Raw genomic sequence first — 20075 nt, 5'->3', positions numbered from 1 at the left:
GCGGGGCCCACGCCGGGATGTCCTGTCGTACACATTGGTGAAGGTTCCATGATCGAGTTGCACTACTGGCCCACGCCCAACGGATGGACATGCTCCATCATGTTGGAGGAGTGCGGCCTGCCCTACCGCATGGTGCCGGTGAACATCGGCCGCGGCGAACAGTTCACGCCCGAGTTCGTGGCCTTGATCAATCCGCACCACAGGATGCCGGCCATCATCGACCCGGAGCCTCTGGGTGGGGGCGAACCGATGCAGATCGGTGAGGCCGGCGCCATCCTGGTCTACCTGGCCGGCAAGACCGGGCGCTTCCTGCCCACGGACGATCTGGCGCGCCTGCAGGTGCTGCAGTGGCTCATGTGGCAGGTCGGCGGGCTCGGCCCCATGACCGGGCAAAACAGCCACTTCCTGCAGTACGCGAGCGAAAAGGTGCCCTATGCGATCACACGCTATGGCAACAAGCTGCGCCGCCTGTACGGCGTGCTGGACCACCAGCTCGGCCAGACAGGCAGCCACGTGGCGGGTGCGGAGTTCTCCATCGCCGACATCGCCATCCTGCCCTGGATCCGCATGCACAACGCCCAGCGCATCGACCTGTCGGCGTTCGCCCACATCGGCCGCTGGTACGAGATGGTGCTGTCACGCCCGGGCGTGCAGCGCGGCCTGGCCCTGGGCCGCGAGCTGCGCGCGCCGGTGCTCAGCGAGGCCGCCCGCGAGGCATTGTTCGGCAGCGGTTCCGGCGCGCAGGGCGTGGCGCGCCAGCGCTGGGGCGACTAGCCGCCCAGCACCCCGCGGTTGAGCCGCAGCAGCCGGCCGCAGCGCGCGGCCAGCGACTCGTCGTGCGTGACCACGATGAAGGCCGTGCCGTGCTCGCGCGCCAGCCGCAGCATCATGCCGAACACGGCCTCGGCCGTGCCGCGGTCCAGGTTGCCCGTGGGCTCGTCGGCCAGCACGCAGCGCGGCTTGCCGACCAGGGCCCGCGCGATCGCCACGCGCTGGCGCTCGCCGCCCGACAGCTCGGCCGGGCGGTGCGCCAAGCGCTCGGCCAGCCCCACCTCGGCCAGGATCGCAGCCGCGGCCTGCCCGGCGGCCTCGCGTGTCTGGCGCCGGATCCACAGCGGCATGGCCACGTTGTCCTGCGCACTGAACTCGGGCAGCAGGTGGTGGAACTGGTAGACGAAGCCCAGTTCGCGGTTGCGCAGTTCGCCCTGGGCGGCCGGGCTCAGCGTGGCCAGGTCCCGGCCGGCCAGCTGCACGCGGCCCGTGGTCGGCGCGTCCAGGCCGCCCAGCAGGTGCAGCAGCGTGCTCTTGCCCGAGCCCGAGGCGCCGACGATGGCCACGGTCTCGCCGGCATGCACCGTGAGGTCCACGCCCTGCAGCACCGTCAGGTCGATGCGGCCCTCGTGGAAGCGCTTGGACAGGCCCTGGGCCTGTAGCACGGGCTGGCCCGCGGCGGCAGATTTGATCGCATCACTCATAGCGCAGCGCCTCGGCCGGGTTCACGCGGCTCGCCCGCCAGCTCGGATAAATGGTGGCCAGGAAAGCCAGAATCAGGGAGATGACGGCGATCGGCAGGATGTCGCCCTGCTGCGGGTCGCTGGGCATACGGTTGATCAAATACACCTCGCGCGGCAGGAAGCTGGCGTGGAACAGCTTTTCCAGCGCCGGCACGATCACGTCGATGTTGTAGGCCACGGCCAGGCCCAGGGCCAGCCCGGCGAAAGTGCCGATGATGCCGACCATGGCGCCCTGCACCATGAAGATGCCCATGATGCTGCGCGGGCTGGCACCCAGCGTGCGCAGGATGGCGATGTCGGCGCGCTTGTCGGTCACGGTCATGACCAGGGTGCTGACCAGGTTGAAGGCGGCCACCGCCACGATCAGCGTCAGGATGATGAACATCATGCGTTTTTCCAGCTGCACGGCCGCGAACCAGGTCTGGTTCTGGCGCGTCCAGTCGCGGATCAGCAAATCGCCCGACAGGCTGCGGGCCAGCTCGAAGGCGACCTCGCGCGCCTGGTGCAGGTCGCGCAGCTTGAGCCGCACGCCGCTCGGTCCCTCCAGCCTGAACAGCCGGGCCGCGTCCTCGATGTGCACCATGGCCAGCGCCGAGTCGTACTCGTAGTGGCCCGAACTGAACAGGCCCACCACCGTCATCTGCTTGAGCCGCGGCACCACGCCGGCCGGCGTGACCTGACCCGACGGCGCGACCAGCGTGACCGGGTCGCCCTCGCGCACGCCCAGGCTGCGCGCCAGGTCCGTCCCCAGCACGATGCCGAACTGGCCCGGCACCAGCCGCGCGATGGCCGCGGCGCCCGCGCCGCCCGCCACGTCGGTGACCTGGCTCTCGGTGGCCGGGTCGATGCCGCGCACCAGCGCGCCCTTCATGTCCTCGCCGCGCGCGATCAGCGCCTGGCTGGCGATGAAGGGGGCGGCACCGATGACCGCGGGGTTGCGCCTGGCCTCCTCCATGGTCTTGTTCGGATCGGGGATGGCCTGGCCCTGCGGCGCGTAGATCTCGATGTGCGAGACCACGCCCAGCATGCGGTCGCGCACTTCCTTCTGGAAGCCGTTCATGACCGACAGCACGATGATGAGCGCCGCCACGCCGAGCGCGATGCCCAGCATGGAGACGCCCGAGATGAAGGAGATGAAGCCGTTGCGGCGCGTCGCGCGGCCGGCGCGGGTGTAGCGCCAGCCGACGGCCAGTTCGTAGGGAAGGTGCATCGCGCGCGGGCTTGGCGTCCGCAAAAAGCGGGGATTGTGGCATCCCGGACAATCCCCCCATGCCTTCGGCCCACCTGATGATCCTCGACGCCGCCAGCGACGCACCGGCCTGCCGCAACGCGCTGGCCACGCTCCAGCTGCCGGCCCTGTCCGCCCTGCTGGCCGAACTGCCCCCCGCCCCCTTGGAACGCCTGCCCGACGACGCGCTGGACACACCCGCCGAACGCGCGCTGGCCCAGGCCGCAGGCCTGGCCGGCGACGACGGCCGCCTGCCCTGGGCCGCTGCTGCGGCCGTGGCGGCCGGCCTGCCGTCCGCGCAGGACTGGGCTTTCCTGACGCCCTGCCACCTCGAGGTCGGCATGAACCAGGTGCGCCTCACGGATCCGGCGGCCCTGGCCCTGCCGGCCGGCCAGGCCGAGGCCCTGATGGCCAGCATGGCGCCCTACCTGGCCGAGGACGGCATCGTGGTCGAGCGCTGGCAGGATGGCCGCTGGCTCGCCCATGGCGCGCCCTTCGCCGGCCTGGCCACCGCTTCGCCCGAACGCGTGTTGGGCGAGGACAACCTGAACGCCTGGCTGCCCACCAGCCCGCTGCTGCGCCGCCTGCAGAACGAGATGCAGATGCTGCTCTACACCCATCCCGTCAACGACGCGCGCGAGACCCAGCGCCTGGTGACCGTCAACGCGCTGTGGATCAGCGGTTGCGGCAGCTGGCCAGCCACGCCGCCCCGCCCGCCCGCCGTGCAGGTCGTGGACGCGTTGCGCACCAGTGCGCGCCAGGGCGACTGGGCCAGCTGGACCGCCGCCTGGCAGCAGATCGACGCGACGCACTGCGCGCCACTGCTGCAGCGCCTGCGCGCTGGCGAGCCCGTGGCGTTGACGCTGTGCGGCCCGCAGGGCAGCCGCCGCTTCGACGGCCGGCCGCGCGGCGCGCTGGCGCGCTGGCTGGCCAGCTGGCGCAAGCCGCAACTGGCCCAGCTGCTGGAGGGCCTGTGAAGATCCGCACCCGCGATGTGCCGCCGCGCGCGGCCTGGACACTGGAGCAGGCTGGCGTGCACCCACTGCTGGCACGGCTGTTCGCCGCACGCGGCGTGCAGGCCTTCGACGAACTCGACGATGGCCTGGCCAAACTGCTGCCGCCGACCGGCCCGCAGGGCCTGCTCGGCGCCGACGCCGCGGCGCGGCTGCTGGCCGATGCCATCGCGCGCGATGCGCGCATCTGCATCGTGGCCGACTACGACTGCGACGGCGCCACCGCCTGCGCCGTGGCCGTGCGCGGGCTGCGCCTGCTGGGCGCGCGCCAGGTGGACTACCTGGTGCCCGACCGCGTGGTCGATGGCTACGGCCTGACCGCCCCCATCGCCGAGCGCGTGCATGCGCGCGGCGCCGACCTGCTGGTCACCGTGGACAACGGCATCGCCAGCATCGAAGGCGTTGCCCACGCACGCGCGCTGGGCCTTGCAGTGCTCGTGACCGACCACCACCTGCCCGCGCCTGCGCTGCCCGAGGCCGAGGTCATCGTCAACCCGAACCAGCCGGCCTGCGGCTTCACGAGCAAGTGCATGGCCGGGGTCGGCGTGATGTTCTACGTGCTGCTGGCGCTGCGCGCCGAACTGCGCGCACGAGGCGCCTTCGCCGACCGCCCCCAGCCCAAGCTCGACGCGCTGCTGCCGCTGGTCGCGCTCGGCACCGTGGCCGACGTGGTCAAGCTCGATGCCAACAACCGCCGCCTCGTGGCCCAGGGCCTGCGCCGCATCCGCGCCGGCCAGATGCCAGCCGGTGTGGCCGCGCTGTTCGACGCGGCAGGCCGCAAGAGCAGCCAGGCCACTGGCTTCGACTTCGGCTTCGCACTGGGCCCGCGCATCAACGCCGCCGGGCGGCTGGCCGACATGACGCTGGGCATCGAATGCCTGCTGACCGACGATGCCGGCCGTGCCAACGAACTCGCCCGCACGCTGGACGCGATCAACCGCGAGCGCCGCAGCATCGAAACCGACATGCGCGAGCAGGCCGAGCTGGTCGCCGAATCCCTGTTCGGCGAGGGCGAGGAGCCGCCGCCCGCCATCAGCGTCTACGACCCGGCGTTCCACGAGGGTGTGGTGGGCATCGTGGCCTCGCGCCTGAAGGACCGGCTGCACCGGCCCTGCTTCGTCTTCGCCGCCTCGCGCGCACCGGGCCACGAGGGCGAGATCAAGGGCTCGGGCCGCTCGATCCCGGGGTTTCACCTGCGTGACGCGCTGGACCTGCTGGCCAAGCGCCACCCCGGCGTGCTGCTGCGCTTCGGCGGCCACGCCATGGCGGCCGGCTGCACGGTGGCGGCCGAGCGCTGGCCCGAGTTCGAGGCCGGGCTGCGCACCATCGCGCGCGAGTGGCTGGACGAGGCCGCGCTGACACGCCGGCTCGACACCGACGGCCCGCTGGCACCCGAGTACCGGCGTGCCGAGATGGTCGACACGCTGCACCGCGAGGTCTGGGGCCAGGGCTTTGCCGCGCCGACCTTCAGCGAGGAGGTGGAGATCGTCTCGCAGCGCCTGGTCGGCGAGCGCCACCTGGCGCTCAAGCTGCGCCACCAGGGCCAGCCGGTGGACGGCATCTGGTTCGGCCGCGTGGAGCCCTTGCCCAACCGCGCCGTGCTGGCCTTCCGGCTCGACGCCGACGAGTGGCAGGGTCAGCGGCGCGTGCGCTTCCTGGTGGAAGGCATGGCCGGCTGAGGTCGGCCGGCCGTCGACCTCAGAAGCTCTCCCACTCGCCTTCTTCGGCGGGCCCGGGCTTGGGCTTGGCGGCCGGTGCTGTGCGTACGGGGGCGGCCAGGGTCTTGGCCGCCACCGGCCGGGCGGGTGGCTTGGACACTGCCTTGGGCGCAAGCTTGGGCGCTGCAGACGCGGCCGCCCCCAGGCGCTTGGCGGCGGGCGCCGCCACCGCCGGCGCTGGCCGCTTGGCGGGGATAGGCGCCGCGGGCGCGGCCACCACGGCCGCGCGCGGCGCCAGCGCCGGCACCGCTCCGCTGCCGACGTTGAACACGGCCACCACCTCGGACAGCCGCTGTGCCTGCTCCTTGAGGCCGGATGCCGCGGCGGCCGACTCTTCCACCAGGGCGGCGTTCTGCTGCGTCATCTGGTCCAGCTGTGTGACCGCCTGGTTGACTTGCGCGATGCCGTCGCGCTGCTCGGTGGACGAGGCGCTGATCTCGCCGATCAGGTCGCTCACGCGGCGCACGCTGGCCACGATCTCCTGCATCGACGAGCCGGCATGCTCGACCTGGGCCGAGCCGGTCTCCACGGTCTGCACCGAGGCGTTGATCAGCGCCTTGATTTCCTTGGCCGCCTCGGCCGAGCGCCCGGCCAGCGCGCGCACCTCGGAGGCCACGACCGCGAAGCCGCGGCCCTGCTCGCCGGCACGCGCGGCTTCCACCGCCGCGTTCAGGGCCAGGATGTTGGTCTGGAAGGCGATGGCATCGATGGTGCCGATGATGTCGGCGATCTTGCGCGAGGCCTCGCTGATGTCCTGCATGCTGCGCACCACCTGGCCCACGATCTCGCCACCCTGGGTGGCGGCCTGGGCGGCCGTGCTGGCCAGCTGGTTGGCCTGGCGTGCGGTGTCGGCCGACTGCGTGACGGTGCTGGTCAACTCCTCCATGCTGGCCGCCGTCTGCTGCAGGTTCGAGGCGGTCTGTTCGGTGCGCGCCGACAAATCGTGGTTGCCGCTGGCGATCTCCGTCGAGGCGGTGGACACCGATTCGACACCGTTGCGCACCTCGCTGACCAGGCCGCGCAGCCGCTCGGTCATGGCCGAGAGCGCGCGCAGCAACCGTCCGAACTCGTCGCGGCGCGCATCGTCCAGGCGCTGCGTGAGGTCGCCGCTGGCGATGGCGTCGGCTGCCTTCAGCGCGCGCTCCAGCGGCCGCACGATGGAGCGCACCAGCGCCACGGTCAGACCGATGCCGGCCAGGAACACCAGGCCGATCATCGCCAGGCCCATGAACGAACTGGTGCGGCGCTCCTCCTGGGCCGCCTCCCGTGCGCGGTCGCGCAGGTTTTCCTGCACGGTCACGAAATCGTCCAATGCCTTGAGGTAGGCGTTGATGGCCGGGCGGAAGTCGCGGTCGACAAACGCCTTCATGTCGCTGCCGTTCTTCCAGAGCTCGCCGATGCGCGCCGTCTGGGTCAGCACGATGGCGCGCCGGTCGGCAATGGTCTGCATCGCCGCCTTGCTTTCCTCGGTGGTGCTGGCCTTGGTGATGCGCTCCTGCAGTTCCGTGATCTGTGCGATCAAGCCCTTGACCCGGCCGTCGTACAGCTTGACCAGCTCCGCATCGCTGGTGAGGGCGCTGCCCTCGACCATGTTGGTGGCCGTTTCGGTGAGCCCGCGCCAGCGGATCGCATCGGAGATCCGCCCCTCGTAGGCCTGCACCACGCGCAGTGCGCCGTCCATCGCATCGGCCGAGCGGACTTGGGCCCAGGCGGCAATCGCCAGCACGGCGACCAGCAGACCCAGCACCACCAGCCACAGCCGGCGTCCCACCCCGATGTCGTTCCACTTCATGTTGTCTTCCCTGGTCGGCACACTGAATTTGCGCACTCGATGCGCTAATTCGTACGCAGTTTAGGGGGAAGAAATGGCCGAACGGCACCTTCCATCGCGCAGGATCAGCCGGCCAGCACCTCGCGCACGGCCGCCAATTGCCGGCGCGAAACTGCCAGCGGCTCGTCCAGACCGTGCAGGCGCACCGCCCAACCCTCGCCTTCCTCCGGGTCGTGGTGTTTCTCGAGCGCCCGCAGCGCCTTGCGCGCCACCAGCGCGTTGCGGTGCACGCGCACGAAGTGCAGGCGGTGGCGCGTCTCCAGTTCGTTCAGGGCGCCGTCCAGGATGTAGCTGCGCGCCAAGGTGCGCACCGTCACGTACTTGAGTTCGGCCTTGAGGTACAGGATCTGGGCCAGCGGCACGCGTTCGGTGCGGCCGCGATCCTGGATCAGGATGAAAGCTTCGGCATCCGCCTCGGCCGGCTGGCCGGCCAGGCCGCGCAGGCGCTCGACCTTCTGCAGCGCATGCTGCAGCCGCTGCAGGCGCACGGGCTTGGTCAGGTAGTCGATGGCCTCCACGTCGAAGGCCTGCAGCGCATGCTGGGCATAGGCCGTCACGAACACCACGGCTGGCGGCGCCGGCAGCGCGCGCAGCGTGTTGGCCAGCACCAGGCCGTCGCTGCCCGGCATGTGGATGTCCAGCAGCGCCAGGTCGAAGCGCTCGCGCTGCAGCAGCACCAGGGCCTCGCTCGCATTGCCGGCCTCGCCGCAGACCATCGCCGCGGGCGCATGGCAGTCACCCAGCAGCGTGCGCAAGCGGGTACGCGCCAGGGGTTCGTCGTCGACGATCAACACACGCAAGGCCATGGCTTGTTCCGTTCCTCGTTGTCGTTCATGCCGGCACCTCGATGCGGACGCGGAACACGCCGTAGCGCAGTCCGGCCCGGAAGCTGCCGCGCACATCGTGCAGCAGGCCGAGCCGGGTGCGCACATTGTCCAGCGCCACGCCGTGGCCGCTGGCACCCTGCCCGGCCGGCACCGTGTTGACCACCGTGATGCGCACGGTGTCGCCGCGCCGCTCGCTGGCGATGCGAATGTCCGCGCCCCTGTCGCTGGGTTCCACGCCGTGCTTGACGGCGTTCTCCACCAGCGGTTGCAACAGGAGCGGCGGCAGCCGCACCTGGTCGGCGGCCGGATCGAGCGACCACTGCACGCGCAGCCGGTTGCCGAAGCGCACCTGCTCGATGGCCAGGTAGCGCTCGGCCAGCGCGATCTCCTCGGCCAGCGTGACCGACTCGCCGGGGTTCTTGAGCACATGGCGGAACAGGTCCGACAGGTCTTCCAGCAACGCCTCGGCCTTGGCCGGCTCGGCCCGCACCAGCGCGATCGCGCTGTTGAGCGTGTTGAACAGGAAATGCGGCCGGATGCGTGCCTGCAGTTCGGCCAGCAGCGCCGTGGTGGCCGCCGGCGTGCGTGCCCGCGCGCGCAGCCCGAGGCCGGCCACCAGCAGCACCGACAGCAGCAGGCCCGTGACCGCGCAGGCCAGCCAGGGCGGGTTGGCCGTGACGCCAATGCCGGCCAGCACCGCGCAGGCCGCCAGGCCAGCCAGCACGCCCAGCACCACGCCCACCGGGTAGTGCGCCTGGCGGCCCAGGCGTCCCAGGCGCTGCTTGAAGCTGCAGGCCAGCAGCAGCCACAGCAGCGTGGCCGGCAGCGCGCCGGCGGTCAACAAGGCCAGCCGCTCGGCCCATTGCAGGGGGTCGTCGCTGCCGAACATGGCGCCCACGGCCATCACGGCTTCCACGAACAGGATGGCGCGCAGCACCACCCCGGGGTGGCAGGCGTCGAAGACCAGGACCGAACTCGCGCGGCCCCGCTGCGGCGGGGCCAGGGGCTCCTGGAAGGTCGATAAAATTTGCGGATCCTTCATGCGCAGGCTGCGGGCGGCGTTCGATTATGGTGCACCGCTCCGCACGGCGGCACCGCCCGCCCCCAGCCTGCTCCCTCTCCCCTTGAGCCGACGGCATTCCATGTCCCACAACCAACTCGACCAGAAGTCCCAGGCCTGGTCCGCGCTGTTCTCCGAGCCCATGAGCGACCTGGTCAAGCGCTACACCTCCAGCGTCTTTTTCGACAAGCGCCTGTGGCAGGCCGACATCGCCGGCAGCCTGGCGCATGCCGAGATGCTGGCCGCGCAGAAGGTGATCTCCGATGCCGACCTGGCGTCCATCCAGAAGGGCATGGCGCAGATCACAGCCGAGATCGAGTCCGGCCAGTTCGACTGGAAGCTCGACCTGGAAGACGTGCACCTGAACATCGAGGCCCGCCTCACGCAGTTGGTCGGCGACGCCGGCAAGCGCCTGCACACGGGCCGCAGCCGCAACGACCAGGTCGCCACCGACGTGCGCCTGTGGCTGCGCGGCGAGATCGACCTGATCGCCGGCCTGCTGACGGACCTGCAGAAGGCCCTGGTCGGCATCGCCGAGCAGAACGTGGACGTGATCCTGCCCGGCTTCACGCACCTGCAGGTGGCCCAGCCCGTGAGCTTCGGCCACCACATGCTGGCCTACGTGGAGATGTTCGCGCGCGATGCCGAGCGCATGGCCGACGTGCGCCGCCGCACCAACCGCCTGCCGCTGGGCGCGGCCGCGCTGGCCGGCACCAGCTACCCGCTGGACCGCGAGCGCGTGGCCAGGACGCTGGGCATGGACGAGGTCTGCCAGAACAGCCTGGACGCCGTGAGCGACCGCGACTTCGCCATCGAGTTCACCGCCGCCGCCAGCCTGGCCATGGTGCACATCAGCCGCTTCAGCGAGGAGCTGATCCTGTGGATGAGCCAGAACTTCGGCTTCATCAAGATCGCCGACCGCTTCACCACCGGCAGCTCCATCATGCCGCAGAAGAAGAACCCGGACGTGCCGGAACTGGCGCGCGGCAAGACCGGCCGCGTGGTCGGCCACCTGATGGGCCTCATCACGCTCATGAAGGGCCAGCCGCTGGCCTACAACAAGGACAACCAGGAAGACAAGGAGCCGCTGTTCGACACGGTGGACACCTTGAAGGACACGCTGCGCATCTTCGCCGAGATGGTGGGCGGCATCACCGTCGTGCCCGCGGCCATGGAACAGGCCGCCGCGCGCGGCTATGCCACGGCCACCGACCTGGCGGACTACCTGGTCAAGAAGGGCCTGCCCTTCCGCGACGCGCACGAGACCGTGGCCCATGCGGTCAAGGCCGCACAGTCGCATGCCTGCGACCTGTCGGAGCTGCCGCTCACGGTGCTGCAGGGCTTCCACCCGGCCATCGAGAAGGACGTATTCGACGTGATGAGCCTGCGCGGTTCGCTGGAGGCCCGCAGCACGCTGGGCGGCACGGCACCCAGCCAGGTCAGGGCGCAGATCGCGCGCCACCGGTCACGGCTGGGCTGACCGGCAGCGCGCCCGCCGGCGCTCAGCGCCTTACTTCCTGGTGCGCAGGGCGGCCAGCGCCGCCTGGGTTTCGTTCCACAGGTCCATGCCCACCGTGGTGGCGATGCCGGCGTTGACCTGCGTCAGCTTGTCGCGCATGCGCGCGGCCTCGCTGGCCGGCAGCTCGTTGATCTGCATGCCCTTGGCCTTGAGGTCGGACAAGGCGCGGGCGCCCTCGCTGCGCGTGTCGATGCGCTCGGCATCGCGGCTGGCGATGGCGGCGTCGCGCAGCACCTTCTGCTCGTCCTTGGACAGCTGGTCCCACCACTTCTTGCTGACCAGCATGATCCAGGGGCTGTAGACGTGGTTGGTCACGCTGAGGTATTTCTGCACCTCGTAGAACTTGCTGGACAGGATGGTGTTGTAGGGGTTCTCCTGGCCGTCGACGGTCTTGGTCTCGAGCGCGCTGAAGAGTTCGGAGAACGGCAGCGGCACGGCATTGGCGCCGAGTTGCTTGAAGCTGTCCAGGTAGACGTTGTTCTGCATCACGCGCAGCTTGATGCCGCTGAGGTCTTCGAGCTTGGCGACCGGGCGCGTGCTGTTGGTCAGGTTGCGAAAGCCGTTCTCCCAGTAGGCCAGCCCGACCAGGCCCTTGGCCTGCAGCTGGTCCATCACCTTCTGGCCGATCGGGCCGTCCAGCACGGCGTCGGCCTCCCTGGTGTTGTTGAACAGGAAGGGCGTGTCCCACAACGCCATTTCCTTGGTGATGCCGACCAGCGTGGCGGTGGAGCCGACCATCATCTCCTGCGCGCCGCCGACCAGCGCCTGCTGCATCTGCGTGTCCGGGCCGAGCGCGGCGGCGCCGATGGCGCGCACGCGCATCTTGCCGCCAGAGGCCTTCTCGACGGCCTGGGCGAACACCTTGGCGGCGCGGCCCTGGTTGCTGTCTTCGTTCAGGCCGTAGCCGAAGCGGATGATGCGCGGCTTGATGTCCTGGGCCGAGGCGATGCCGCCAACGGCCACGGCTGCGGCGGCGGCCGCCAATACCAGCGTGCGACGCACGAATTTCATGGGGAGTCTCCTTGGATGGATGAACGGGAAAAGCCGGTCAGCGGAACCACGCGATGGGCGCGATGACGAGCTGGGGGAACAGCACGAACGTGAACAGGATCAGCGTGTACGTGAGCAGGAAGGGATTGACGCCGCGGATCACGTCGACGAGCGACATGCGTCCGACGCCCGCCACCACGTTGAGCACGGTGCCCACCGGCGGCGTGATGAGGCCGATGGTGCCGTTCAGCACGAACATCAGGCCGAAGTAGACCGGATCGATGCCGGCCTTCACCGCGATGGGCAGCATCACGGGCGCCAGGATCAGGATGGTGGGCGTGAGGTCCAGCGCCGTGCCGATCAGGATCAGCACCAGCATCATCACGAGCATCAGCGTGCGGGGGTGCTGCACCAGCGGGCCGAGCCAGTTGCCCAGCACGCCGGGCAGGTCGGCCAGCGTGATCATGTAGCTGGCCACCTGGGCGCCCGCGCACAGGAACATCACGATGGCGGTGGTCTTGGCGGCGCGCACCAGCACGCTCTCGATCTCGCGCAGTCGCATCTCGCGGTGCACCACGAGCGCGACGAACAGCGCGTAGAACGCGGCCACCACGGCGGCCTCGGTCGGCGTGAACACGCCGGTCTTCATGCCGCCGATGATGATGATCGGCATCAGCAGCGCCCAGAACGCGCGGCCCGTGGCACGCAGGCGTTCGCCCAGGGGCAGGGCCTGGCCCGCGGGCAGGTCCAGCTTGCGCATCGTGAGCTTCCACGCAAGGATCAGGCCCAGGCCCATGATGAGGCCCGGCACGATGCCGGCCAGGAACAGCGAGGAGATCGAGGTGTTGGTCGTGACGCCGTAGATGATCAGCGGCATCGACGGCGGGATGATGGGCGCAATGATGCCGCCCGAGGCGATCAGGCCCGCCGAGGTCGGCATCGGGTAGCCCTGCCTGCGCATCATCGGCAGCAGGATGGTGGCCAGCGCCGCCGTGTCGGCCAGCGCCGAGCCGCTCATGCTGGCCATCAGCACGGCCGCGCCAATGGCCACGAAACCCAGCCCGCCACGGATGTGGCCGACCCAGGCCTGCGCCATGTCGATGATGCGCCGGCTGATGCCGCCGGCGTTCATGAGCTCGCCGGCCAGGATGAAGAAGGGCACGGCCAGCAGCGGGAAGCTGTCGACACCGGCCACCAGGTTCTGCGCCAGCAATTGGGTGTCCCAGAAGTCCAGCGCCCAGGCCATGCCGGCGCCGGTCAGCACCAGGGCCAGGCCCATGTTCATGCCGATGCCCATCAGCGCCAGCATGCCGACGGTGAAGACCACGAAGGCAAGTGCTTCCGGGCTCATTCGACCTCCGCGCCGTGGCCCAGCTGCAGCGGCGTGCCGCGCAGCAGTTCCATGCAGGCCATCGCGCCGATGGCCACCGCGCACAGCAGCGCCGGCAGCGGCTGCAGCGCCGTGGAGTAGCCGAGCACGACGGAGTGGCTACCCAGCCCCACCAGCACCTGCTGCCAGGCGCCGCGCGCCAGCAGCACGCAGGCCAGCAGCACCAGCAGGCGGATCACGGTGGTGGCGGCACGGAAGGCCGCCGGTCGTGTGCGCAGCAGGCCCACCAGGCCCGTGAAAGCCATGTGCTCGCCGCTGCGGTAGGCGAGCGTGGCGCCGATGAACACCACCCAGATGAACAACAGGCGCGACAGCTCCTCGCTGGCGGCCACGCCGCCGCCGAAGCCGTAGCGCAGCACCACGTTCAGGAACACCGCCAGCGCCATCACGCCCAGGCAGGCCGCCATCACGCGGTAGAGCAAGCGCTCGATGCCGTTCGCGGGAGCGCCGGCGGTCAGCGCGTCAGGGGTTGGCTCAGCCATGCGTGGATCTCTTGTTGAAGTTGTGCGAGCGGCGCGGTGGCATCCAGGCGAAGCACGCCGGGTTCGCCGGTCGGCACCTCCAGCGTGGCGAACTGGCTGTCCACCAGCGAGGAGGAAAAAAAGTGCGTGGCTGCGCGCGCCTGCACGCGGGCCAGCGCGTCGTCGCGCGCGATGTCCAGGTAGGCGAAGCGCAGGCCAGGCAAGGCCTGGCGCAGCCGCTCGCGGTAGGCCCGCCGCAGCGCCGAGCAGGTCAGCACCACGCCGCCTTCGGCATGGGCTGCCAGCTGCTCACCCAGCGTAGCCAGCCAGTCCTGGCGGTCGGCATCGGTCAGCGCAATGCCCTGGCTCATCTTGTGGCGGCTGGCTTCGCTGTGGAAGCTGTCGCCCTCGATCAATACCGCCCGCTCGGATTGCGCGACCAGCGCCCCCAGGCTGGACTTGCCGCAACCGGCCACCCCCATCACCACCAAGCCGTCAACCATTTGGATAGCGCTATCCCGCAAAGTCAAAAAAGAAAGACATCGGCATAACATAGTTTGTCGCATATGCAACAAGAGCCATCCATGTCTTTGGACAGCGCTATCCTATCGAAAATCGATCCGGCGCCGACTCCGGGATAACCCGGGGGGCGGCCTTCACGTATGCTCCGCGGCCCATGGCCAGTTCTGTTCCACGCGCGCGTTCCACAGGTCGGGTGACCCTGGACGATGTCGCCCATGCGGCGGGCGTGAGCCCGATCACCGTGTCGCGCGCGCTGCGCGGCGAGCGCGCGGTCGCACCCGAGCTGGTCGAGCGCGTGCGCGCCTCGGCCCTCAAGCTGGGCTATGTGCCCGACCCCGCGGCCCGCGCGCTGGCCTCGCGGCGCAGCACCCATGTGGCGGTGCTGATCCCCATGCTCTCCAATGCCTTGTTCGTGGACATGGTCGAGGCGATCCAACGGCGGCTGCGCCCGGCCGGCTACCAGACGCTGATCGGCATCACCCACTACGACGCCAACGAGGAGGAGCTGCTGCTGCGCGAGCACCTGCTGCACCGCCCCGCCGGCCTGATGGTGACGGGGCTGGAGCGCACGCCGGCCACGCGCGCGCTGATCGCCCACAGCGGCGTGCCCTGCGTGCACCTGATGGAGCTGTCGACCGAGCCCGAGGTCTACAGCGTGGGCTTTGGCCAGGCCGATGCCGCCGCGGCGATGACCCGCCACCTGCTCGACAGCGGGCGGCGGCGCATCGCGTTCGCGGCGGCGCAGCTCGATGCGCGCACGCTGCAGCGCCTGTCGGGCTGGCGCGCGGCGCTCACGCAGGCCGGCCTGTACGACCCGGTGCTGGAGTGGCGCAACCCCGCGCCCTCCTCGCTGGCACTGGGGGCCTTGCTGTTCGAGCAGATCGCCGCGCACCGGCCCGCCGTGGACGCGGTCTTCTTCTGCAACGACGACCTGGCCCAGGGCGCACTGCTGGCCGCCATGCGGCTGCGCGTCGCGGTACCCCGCGAGGTGGCCATCGCCGGTTTCAACGACCTGACCGGCAACGAGCAGATGCTGCCGCCGCTGAGCTCCGTGCGCACGCCGCGCGCGGAAATCGGCAACGCCGGTGCCGGCATGCTGCTGACGCTGATGCAGGGCGGCCGTCCGCCCAGCCACACCGTGGACCTGGGCTTCGAGTTGGTGGTGCGCGCCAGCACCTGAGGCCGTCCGGCCGAGCACCTGCTCGCGGTACGGGTTTGCGCCGCGGCCGGCCAGCAAGACTCCTACACTGGATGGCCCCGCGCGGGGCCACAACCAAGGGGGCAGCCATGTCGACGACATCTTCCCGTACCACGATTGCGCGCCGTGTCTCCCTGCTGGCCAGCAGTGCCATCGCGGCCATGCTGATCGCGATCTGCGGCGTGCTGTCCTGGGTGCTGACCCAGCAGGCCTACCAGCGCACGCTGGACTACATGGCCAGCGAGGCCGGTGCCGTCGCCCACATCGCCGATGCGCTGGACCGCACCGCACGCGATTCGGCGCAGAAGCTGTACGAGGTTCTGGGCGCCGAGTACCGCGGCAACTTCACGCTGCAGGGGCCGGGCCAGCTGATGCTGGACGGCAAGCCCCTGGCCGGTGACTTCGAACGGGTCGACCGCTTCGCCCGCACCACCGGCGGCGTGGCCACCGTCTTCGCGCGCCAGGGCGACGACTTCCTGCGCGTGGCCACCTCACTGACCAAGCAGGACGGCACGCGCGCCATCGATACGCGGCTGGGCCTGCAGCACCCGGCCTACGCCCGCATGGTGGCCGGAGAGAACTACGTGGGCATGGCTGTGCTGTTCGGCGTGCCCTACATGTCGCGCTACCAGCCCGTGCGCGATGCCACCGGCCAGGTGGTGGGCATCCTGTTCATCGGCTTCAACATGCAGGGCCTGCGCCAGGAACTGGTGTCGCTCACCGATGACAAGCGCTTCCTGGGCGGCGGTGGCCTGTACCTGCTGGACCCCGGGCGCACGCCGGCCGATGCGCTGCTGCTGGCGCATCCGAGCGCCAAGGGCCGCAAGCTGGCCGAACTGCTGCCACCGCCCCAGGCCGAAGCCCTGCTCACGGCCCTGGCCGCAGCGCCAGGTGGCGTGCTGCAGGGACAGGCGGCCGTGCAGGACCCGGCGCGCACCGATCCCATCGCCGTCGGCGCGCGCAGCCAGGCCACCGGCTGGTGGGTGGTGGCCGAGGCCTCGCGCGCACAGGCCCTGGCCGCGCACAACGCCACGCTGGCCTGGCTCTGGGGCCTGATGCTGGCGGCCGTGGTACTGGTGGGCCTGGGCATCACGCTGCTGCTGCGTCGCATGGTCGGCCAGCCGCTGCTGCAGCTCAACGCGCAGGTGGCGGCCATCGCGGACGGCGACCTCTCGCAGCCCATGGCCAGCGTGCGGCGCGACGACCTGGGCCTGCTGGCCAGCGGCGTGGACACCATGCGCCAGCAGTTGGCCCGCACCATCACCGAGGTGCGCGCCGTCAGCGAGGGCGTGGGTACGGCCAGCGCCGAGGTCAGTTCGGGCAGCCGCGATCTGGCCCAGCGCACCGAGCAGTCCGCCAGCCAGTTGCAGGAGACCGCCGGCGCGCTGGAACAGCTCACGGCCTCGATGCACCAGAGCGCCGACGCCGCGGTCCAGGGCAGCCAGCTCGTGCAGTCCTCCAACCAGGCCGTGCAGCAGGGCCATGCCACGGTGCAGCAGGTCGTCGGCACCATGGCGCAGATCCGCGAGGCCAGCGGCGCCATCGGCGACATCACCAACACCATCGACTCGATCGCGTTCCAGACCAACATCCTGGCGCTCAACGCCGCGGTCGAGGCGGCGCGCGCTGGCGAGCAAGGCCGCGGCTTCGCCGTCGTGGCCAGCGAAGTGCGCCAGCTGGCGCAGCGCAGCGCCGACGCGGCCAAGCAGATCAAGGTGCTGATCACGCGCAGCCGCGAACAGGTGGAGGACGGCGCAACCCGGGCCGAACAGGCCGGCCAGGCGATGGGCGAGATCCTGGGTAGCGTGGGGCGCCTGTCCGGCCTGATCGGCGACATCGCCACCGCGGCGCGCGAGCAGGCCGAGGGCGTGCGGCAGATCAACAGCGCCGTGGCGCAACTCGACCAGAACACGCAGCAAAATGCGGCCCTCGTGGAGCAGAGTACCGCCGCGGCCGAGAGCCTGCGCGACCAGGCCGAGCGCCTGGTCCAGCAGGTCGCCAACTTCAGGCTGTGAGTGGCGGCGTGCCTGTGCTCCTGATCGACCACCCGCACACAGGCCTGCCCCATGACACGTATCGACGACCCCACCCACGACCAGGAAGCCGGCGCGCGCGACAGCACGCAGGACACCACGCGCATCGACGACGTGCGCATCTCCGCCGTGCGCCCGCTGATCTCGCCGGCGCTGCTGCTCGATGAGCTGCCGGTGCCGCCGGCCGTGCAGACCCTGGTCGAGCAGAGCCGGCTGGCCATCGCCGACATCCTGCACGGGCGCGACGACCGGCTCGTCGTGGTCACCGGCCCCTGCTCCATCCACGACCACGGCCAAGCCATGGCCTATGCCCAGCACCTGAAGGCACTGCAGCCCAAGGTCGAGAAGGAGCTGCTGCTGGTCATGCGCGTGTACTTCGAGAAGCCGCGCACCACGGTCGGCTGGAAGGGCTACATCAACGACCCGCGGCTGGACGGGAGCTTTCGCATCAACGAGGGCCTGCGCAAGGCGCGCGAGCTGCTGCTCGAAATCGGCGCGCTGGGCCTGCCCACGGGCAACGAATTCCTGGACCTGCTGAGCCCGCAATACATCGCCGACCTGATCGCCTGGGGCGCCATCGGCGCGCGCACCACCGAGAGCCAGAGCCACCGCCAGTTGGCCTCGGGCTCGAGCTGCCCGATCGGCTTCAAGAACGGCACCGACGGCGGTGTGCAGATCGCTGCCGACGCCATGGTGGCGGCGCGCGCGCCACATGCCTTCATGGGCATGACCAAGATGGGCCAGGCCGCCATTTTCGAGACCCGCGGCAACCCCGACTGCCATGCCATCCTGCGTGGCGGCAACAAGGGCCCGAACTACGAGGCCGAGCACGTGGACGCGGCCTGCGCCGTGCTCAAGAAGGCCGGCCTGCGCGAGCAGCTCATGGTGGACTGCTCGCACGCCAATTCCTCCAAGCAGCACGCGCGCCAGATCGTCGTGGCCGAGGACGTGGCGCGCCGCATCGCGGCTGGCGAGCGCCGCATCACGGGGCTCATGATCGAGAGCCACCTGGAGGAAGGCCGGCAGGACCTGAAGCCCGGCGTGCCGCTGCGCTATGGCGTGTCGGTCACGGACGCCTGCATCGGTTGGGCGCAGACGGAGCCGGTGCTGCGGCAACTGGCCGAGGCGGTGCGGCAGCGGCGATCCGGCGGCGCGGCGAAGATGTAACAGCCGGGAACTTTGGTGCGCACAGGGCCCTCCCCCTGTGCCATGTCCTTTGCACTCCCCACCGTTCTCCGCATCTTCGTCGCAGTCCTCGCGCTGCACTCCTTCGGCGCCTGGGCGCAGCAGTATGTGAGCATCACGGCCCGCGAGGCCAACATGCGCTCGGGCCCCGGCACGCAGCACGGCGTGCAATGGTCGCTGAGCCGCGGCTATCCCTTGCAGGTGGTGGCGCGCCGCGGCGAGTGGCTGCAGGTCCGTGACTTCGAACGCGACACCGGCTGGGTGCACCGCAGCCTCACGGGCAAAAGCACGCACAAGGTCGTGCGCGCGTCCGTGGCCAACCTGCGCGCGCAGCCGCGTGCGGGTGGCAAGCTCCTGGGCAAGATCGAACGCGGCGAGATCGTGCAGCGCCTCGCGCGCCGTGGCGACTGGGTGCAGGTGCAGCGTGAGGGCGGCCAGCGTGGCTGGGTCGCCAGCCGGTTGCTGTGGGGCGGGTAGTCCGCGCCTGGCGTTTGTGTATCGTGCGGTGATGCATCGCCGCACCCTTTTGCTCGCCGCACTGGCAGCCACCCACCAGGCCCATGCGCTGGCGCCGCTCGCGCTGCAGTTCCCGCGCGACCTGGGCAGCCATCCCGGGCTGCGCACCGAGTGGTGGTACATCACGGGCCAAGCCACGGGCAGCGGGCGCGTGTTCGGCTTTCAGCTGACCTTCTTCCGCTCGCGCGTAGACGCCGCGCAGCCGCTGCGCTCGCGTTTCGCGGCCCGGCAGCTGCTGTTCGCGCATGCCGCCATCACCGACCTGGAAGGCCGCAAGCTCTGGCACGACCAGCGCATTGCGCGGGCGGGCTTCGGCATCGCCGAGGCCAGCGAGACCGACACCGGCGTGCGACTGCAGGACTGGCACCTGCTGCGCGCGCCCGACGGCACGCTCAGGGCCGAATTGCCCGCGCAGGATTTCGGCCTGCACCTGCACTTCGCCGAGACCCAGCCACTGCTGCTGCAAGGCCAAGGCGGCCTCTCGCGCAAGGGCCCCGACCCGGCGCAGGCCAGCTACTACTACAGCGTGCCGCAGCTGGCGGTGACCGGAGCCCTGGTGCTGCGAGGCCAGCGCTTTGCCATCGACGCAGAGCCCGCCGACGCCAGCCTGCGCAGCCGCGCGTGGCTGGACCATGAATGGAGCGAGGCGCTGATGCACCCCGAGGCCGTGGGCTGGGACTGGATCGGCATGAACCTCTTCGACGGCAGTGCGCTGACAGCCTTCCACCTGCGCCGCGCCGACGGCTCGGGCCTGTGGGACGGCGGTTCGTTCCGCGCTGCCGGCCAGGCCGCGCGCATCTTCCGCCAGGGCGAGGTGCGGTTCACGCCGCAGCGCTGGTGGACCAGCCCCGCCAACCAGGCCCGATACCCCGTGGAATGGCTGGTGGACACGCCAAGCGGCAGCTTCACCGTGCGCGCCCTGCTCGAGGCACAGGAGCTCGACAGCCGCGGCTCCATGGGTGCGGTGTACTGGGAGGGGCTGTCCGACCTGCTCGATGCGCAGGGCCGTGTGGTCGGCCGCGGCTACCTGGAGATGACGGGCTACGCGCAGCGGCTGCGCCTGTAGCCCG

At 70.5% G+C, this 20075-nt stretch carries 18 protein-coding genes; 9 read left to right on the top strand and 9 right to left on the bottom strand.

The window, feature by feature from the left end:
- The first annotated feature begins 48 nt into the window (after positions 1-48).
- On the top strand, positions 49-774 hold the full coding sequence (locus ACSQ4M_RS16230; RefSeq protein ID WP_436190476.1) for a glutathione binding-like protein: 726 nt from the start codon (positions 49-51) through the stop codon (positions 772-774).
- On the opposite strand, the gene lolD is transcribed toward ACSQ4M_RS16230, so the two are convergent.
- Positions 771-1475: a lipoprotein-releasing ABC transporter ATP-binding protein LolD gene (gene lolD, locus ACSQ4M_RS16225; RefSeq protein WP_436190475.1), complete on the bottom strand. Its 705-nt coding sequence runs from the start codon at positions 1473-1475 to the stop codon at positions 771-773. The genes ACSQ4M_RS16230 and lolD overlap by 4 nt on opposite strands.
- Positions 1468-2724 carry a lipoprotein-releasing ABC transporter permease subunit gene (locus ACSQ4M_RS16220; protein ID WP_436190474.1) on the bottom strand — a complete coding sequence of 419 codons (1257 nt, stop codon included), beginning with the start codon at positions 2722-2724 and terminating at the stop codon, positions 1468-1470. The genes lolD and ACSQ4M_RS16220 overlap by 8 nt, the downstream gene beginning before the upstream one ends.
- Before the next feature lie 59 nt (positions 2725-2783).
- Between ACSQ4M_RS16220 and ACSQ4M_RS16215 the strand changes: the two genes are divergently transcribed.
- The gene (locus ACSQ4M_RS16215) at positions 2784-3719 is read left to right on the top strand and encodes a phosphoglycerate mutase (RefSeq protein WP_436190473.1); all 936 of its coding nucleotides are present in this window, start codon (positions 2784-2786) and stop codon (positions 3717-3719) included.
- Positions 3716-5434 carry a single-stranded-DNA-specific exonuclease RecJ gene (gene recJ / locus ACSQ4M_RS16210; RefSeq protein ID WP_436190472.1) on the top strand — a complete coding sequence of 573 codons (1719 nt, stop codon included), beginning with the start codon at positions 3716-3718 and terminating at the stop codon, positions 5432-5434. The genes ACSQ4M_RS16215 and recJ overlap by 4 nt, the downstream gene beginning before the upstream one ends.
- Positions 5435-5453: 19 nt before the next feature.
- Here the strand turns inward: recJ and ACSQ4M_RS16205 are convergent, their stop codons facing one another.
- From ACSQ4M_RS16205 to ACSQ4M_RS16195, 3 genes are all read right to left on the bottom strand, one after another.
- Complete coding sequence (locus ACSQ4M_RS16205; protein WP_436190471.1) at positions 5454-7265, bottom strand: methyl-accepting chemotaxis protein; 1812 nt, start codon at positions 7263-7265, stop codon at positions 5454-5456.
- A gap of 104 nt (positions 7266-7369) precedes the next feature.
- Complete coding sequence (locus tag ACSQ4M_RS16200) at positions 7370-8110, bottom strand: LytR/AlgR family response regulator transcription factor (RefSeq protein ID WP_436190470.1); 741 nt, start codon at positions 8108-8110, stop codon at positions 7370-7372.
- 25 nt (positions 8111-8135) lie between these two features.
- Complete coding sequence (locus ACSQ4M_RS16195) at positions 8136-9173, bottom strand: sensor histidine kinase (protein WP_436190469.1); 1038 nt, start codon at positions 9171-9173, stop codon at positions 8136-8138.
- A 100-nt stretch (positions 9174-9273) separates the two neighbouring features.
- Between ACSQ4M_RS16195 and argH the strand changes: the two genes are divergently transcribed.
- A complete protein-coding gene (gene argH, locus ACSQ4M_RS16190; protein WP_436190468.1) occupies positions 9274-10671 on the top strand; it encodes an argininosuccinate lyase in 1398 nt (465 codons plus the stop codon).
- A 30-nt stretch (positions 10672-10701) separates the two neighbouring features.
- Here the strand turns inward: argH and ACSQ4M_RS16185 are convergent, their stop codons facing one another.
- From ACSQ4M_RS16185 to ACSQ4M_RS16170, 4 genes are read right to left on the bottom strand one after another with little or no spacing between them, the layout of a single operon-like run.
- The gene (locus tag ACSQ4M_RS16185) at positions 10702-11721 is read right to left on the bottom strand and encodes a TRAP transporter substrate-binding protein (RefSeq protein ID WP_436190467.1); all 1020 of its coding nucleotides are present in this window, start codon (positions 11719-11721) and stop codon (positions 10702-10704) included.
- 37 nt (positions 11722-11758) lie between these two features.
- The gene (locus tag ACSQ4M_RS16180) at positions 11759-13051 is read right to left on the bottom strand and encodes a TRAP transporter large permease (protein WP_436190466.1); all 1293 of its coding nucleotides are present in this window, start codon (positions 13049-13051) and stop codon (positions 11759-11761) included.
- Positions 13048-13497 (bottom strand): TRAP transporter small permease, encoded by a 450-nt coding sequence (locus tag ACSQ4M_RS16175; protein ID WP_436194022.1) that lies wholly within the window; start codon positions 13495-13497, stop codon positions 13048-13050. Before ACSQ4M_RS16175 ends, ACSQ4M_RS16180 begins: the two co-directional genes overlap by 4 nt.
- Before the next feature lie 47 nt (positions 13498-13544).
- Positions 13545-14054: a gluconokinase gene (locus ACSQ4M_RS16170; RefSeq protein WP_436190465.1), complete on the bottom strand. Its 510-nt coding sequence runs from the start codon at positions 14052-14054 to the stop codon at positions 13545-13547.
- Between the two features lie 173 nt (positions 14055-14227).
- Between ACSQ4M_RS16170 and ACSQ4M_RS16165 the strand changes: the two genes are divergently transcribed.
- The 5 genes from ACSQ4M_RS16165 (at position 14228) to ACSQ4M_RS16145 (ending at position 20071) form a co-directional block, all read left to right on the top strand.
- Positions 14228-15253, top strand: coding sequence for a LacI family DNA-binding transcriptional regulator (locus tag ACSQ4M_RS16165; protein WP_436190464.1), 1026 nt, complete (start codon positions 14228-14230; stop codon positions 15251-15253).
- A gap of 107 nt (positions 15254-15360) precedes the next feature.
- On the top strand, positions 15361-17286 hold the full coding sequence (locus tag ACSQ4M_RS16160; protein ID WP_436190463.1) for a Cache 3/Cache 2 fusion domain-containing protein: 1926 nt from the start codon (positions 15361-15363) through the stop codon (positions 17284-17286).
- 51 nt (positions 17287-17337) lie between these two features.
- Entirely contained in the window at positions 17338-18471 is a 1134-nt protein-coding gene (locus ACSQ4M_RS16155; RefSeq protein ID WP_436190462.1) for a 3-deoxy-7-phosphoheptulonate synthase, read from the top strand.
- 42 nt (positions 18472-18513) lie between these two features.
- Positions 18514-18966: an SH3 domain-containing protein gene (locus tag ACSQ4M_RS16150; RefSeq protein ID WP_436190461.1), complete on the top strand. Its 453-nt coding sequence runs from the start codon at positions 18514-18516 to the stop codon at positions 18964-18966.
- Between the two features lie 31 nt (positions 18967-18997).
- Positions 18998-20071 carry a lipocalin-like domain-containing protein gene (locus ACSQ4M_RS16145; RefSeq protein WP_436190460.1) on the top strand — a complete coding sequence of 358 codons (1074 nt, stop codon included), beginning with the start codon at positions 18998-19000 and terminating at the stop codon, positions 20069-20071.
- Positions 20072-20075: the final 4 nt, after the last annotated feature.

The sequence above is a fragment of the Pseudorhodoferax sp. LjRoot39 genome (genome assembly GCF_964253035.1).
GTDB lineage: Bacteria > Pseudomonadota > Gammaproteobacteria > Burkholderiales > Burkholderiaceae_C > Pseudorhodoferax.
The sequence above is the reverse complement of the archived record's forward strand: the minus strand, read 5'-3'. Positions and strand labels throughout refer to the sequence as shown.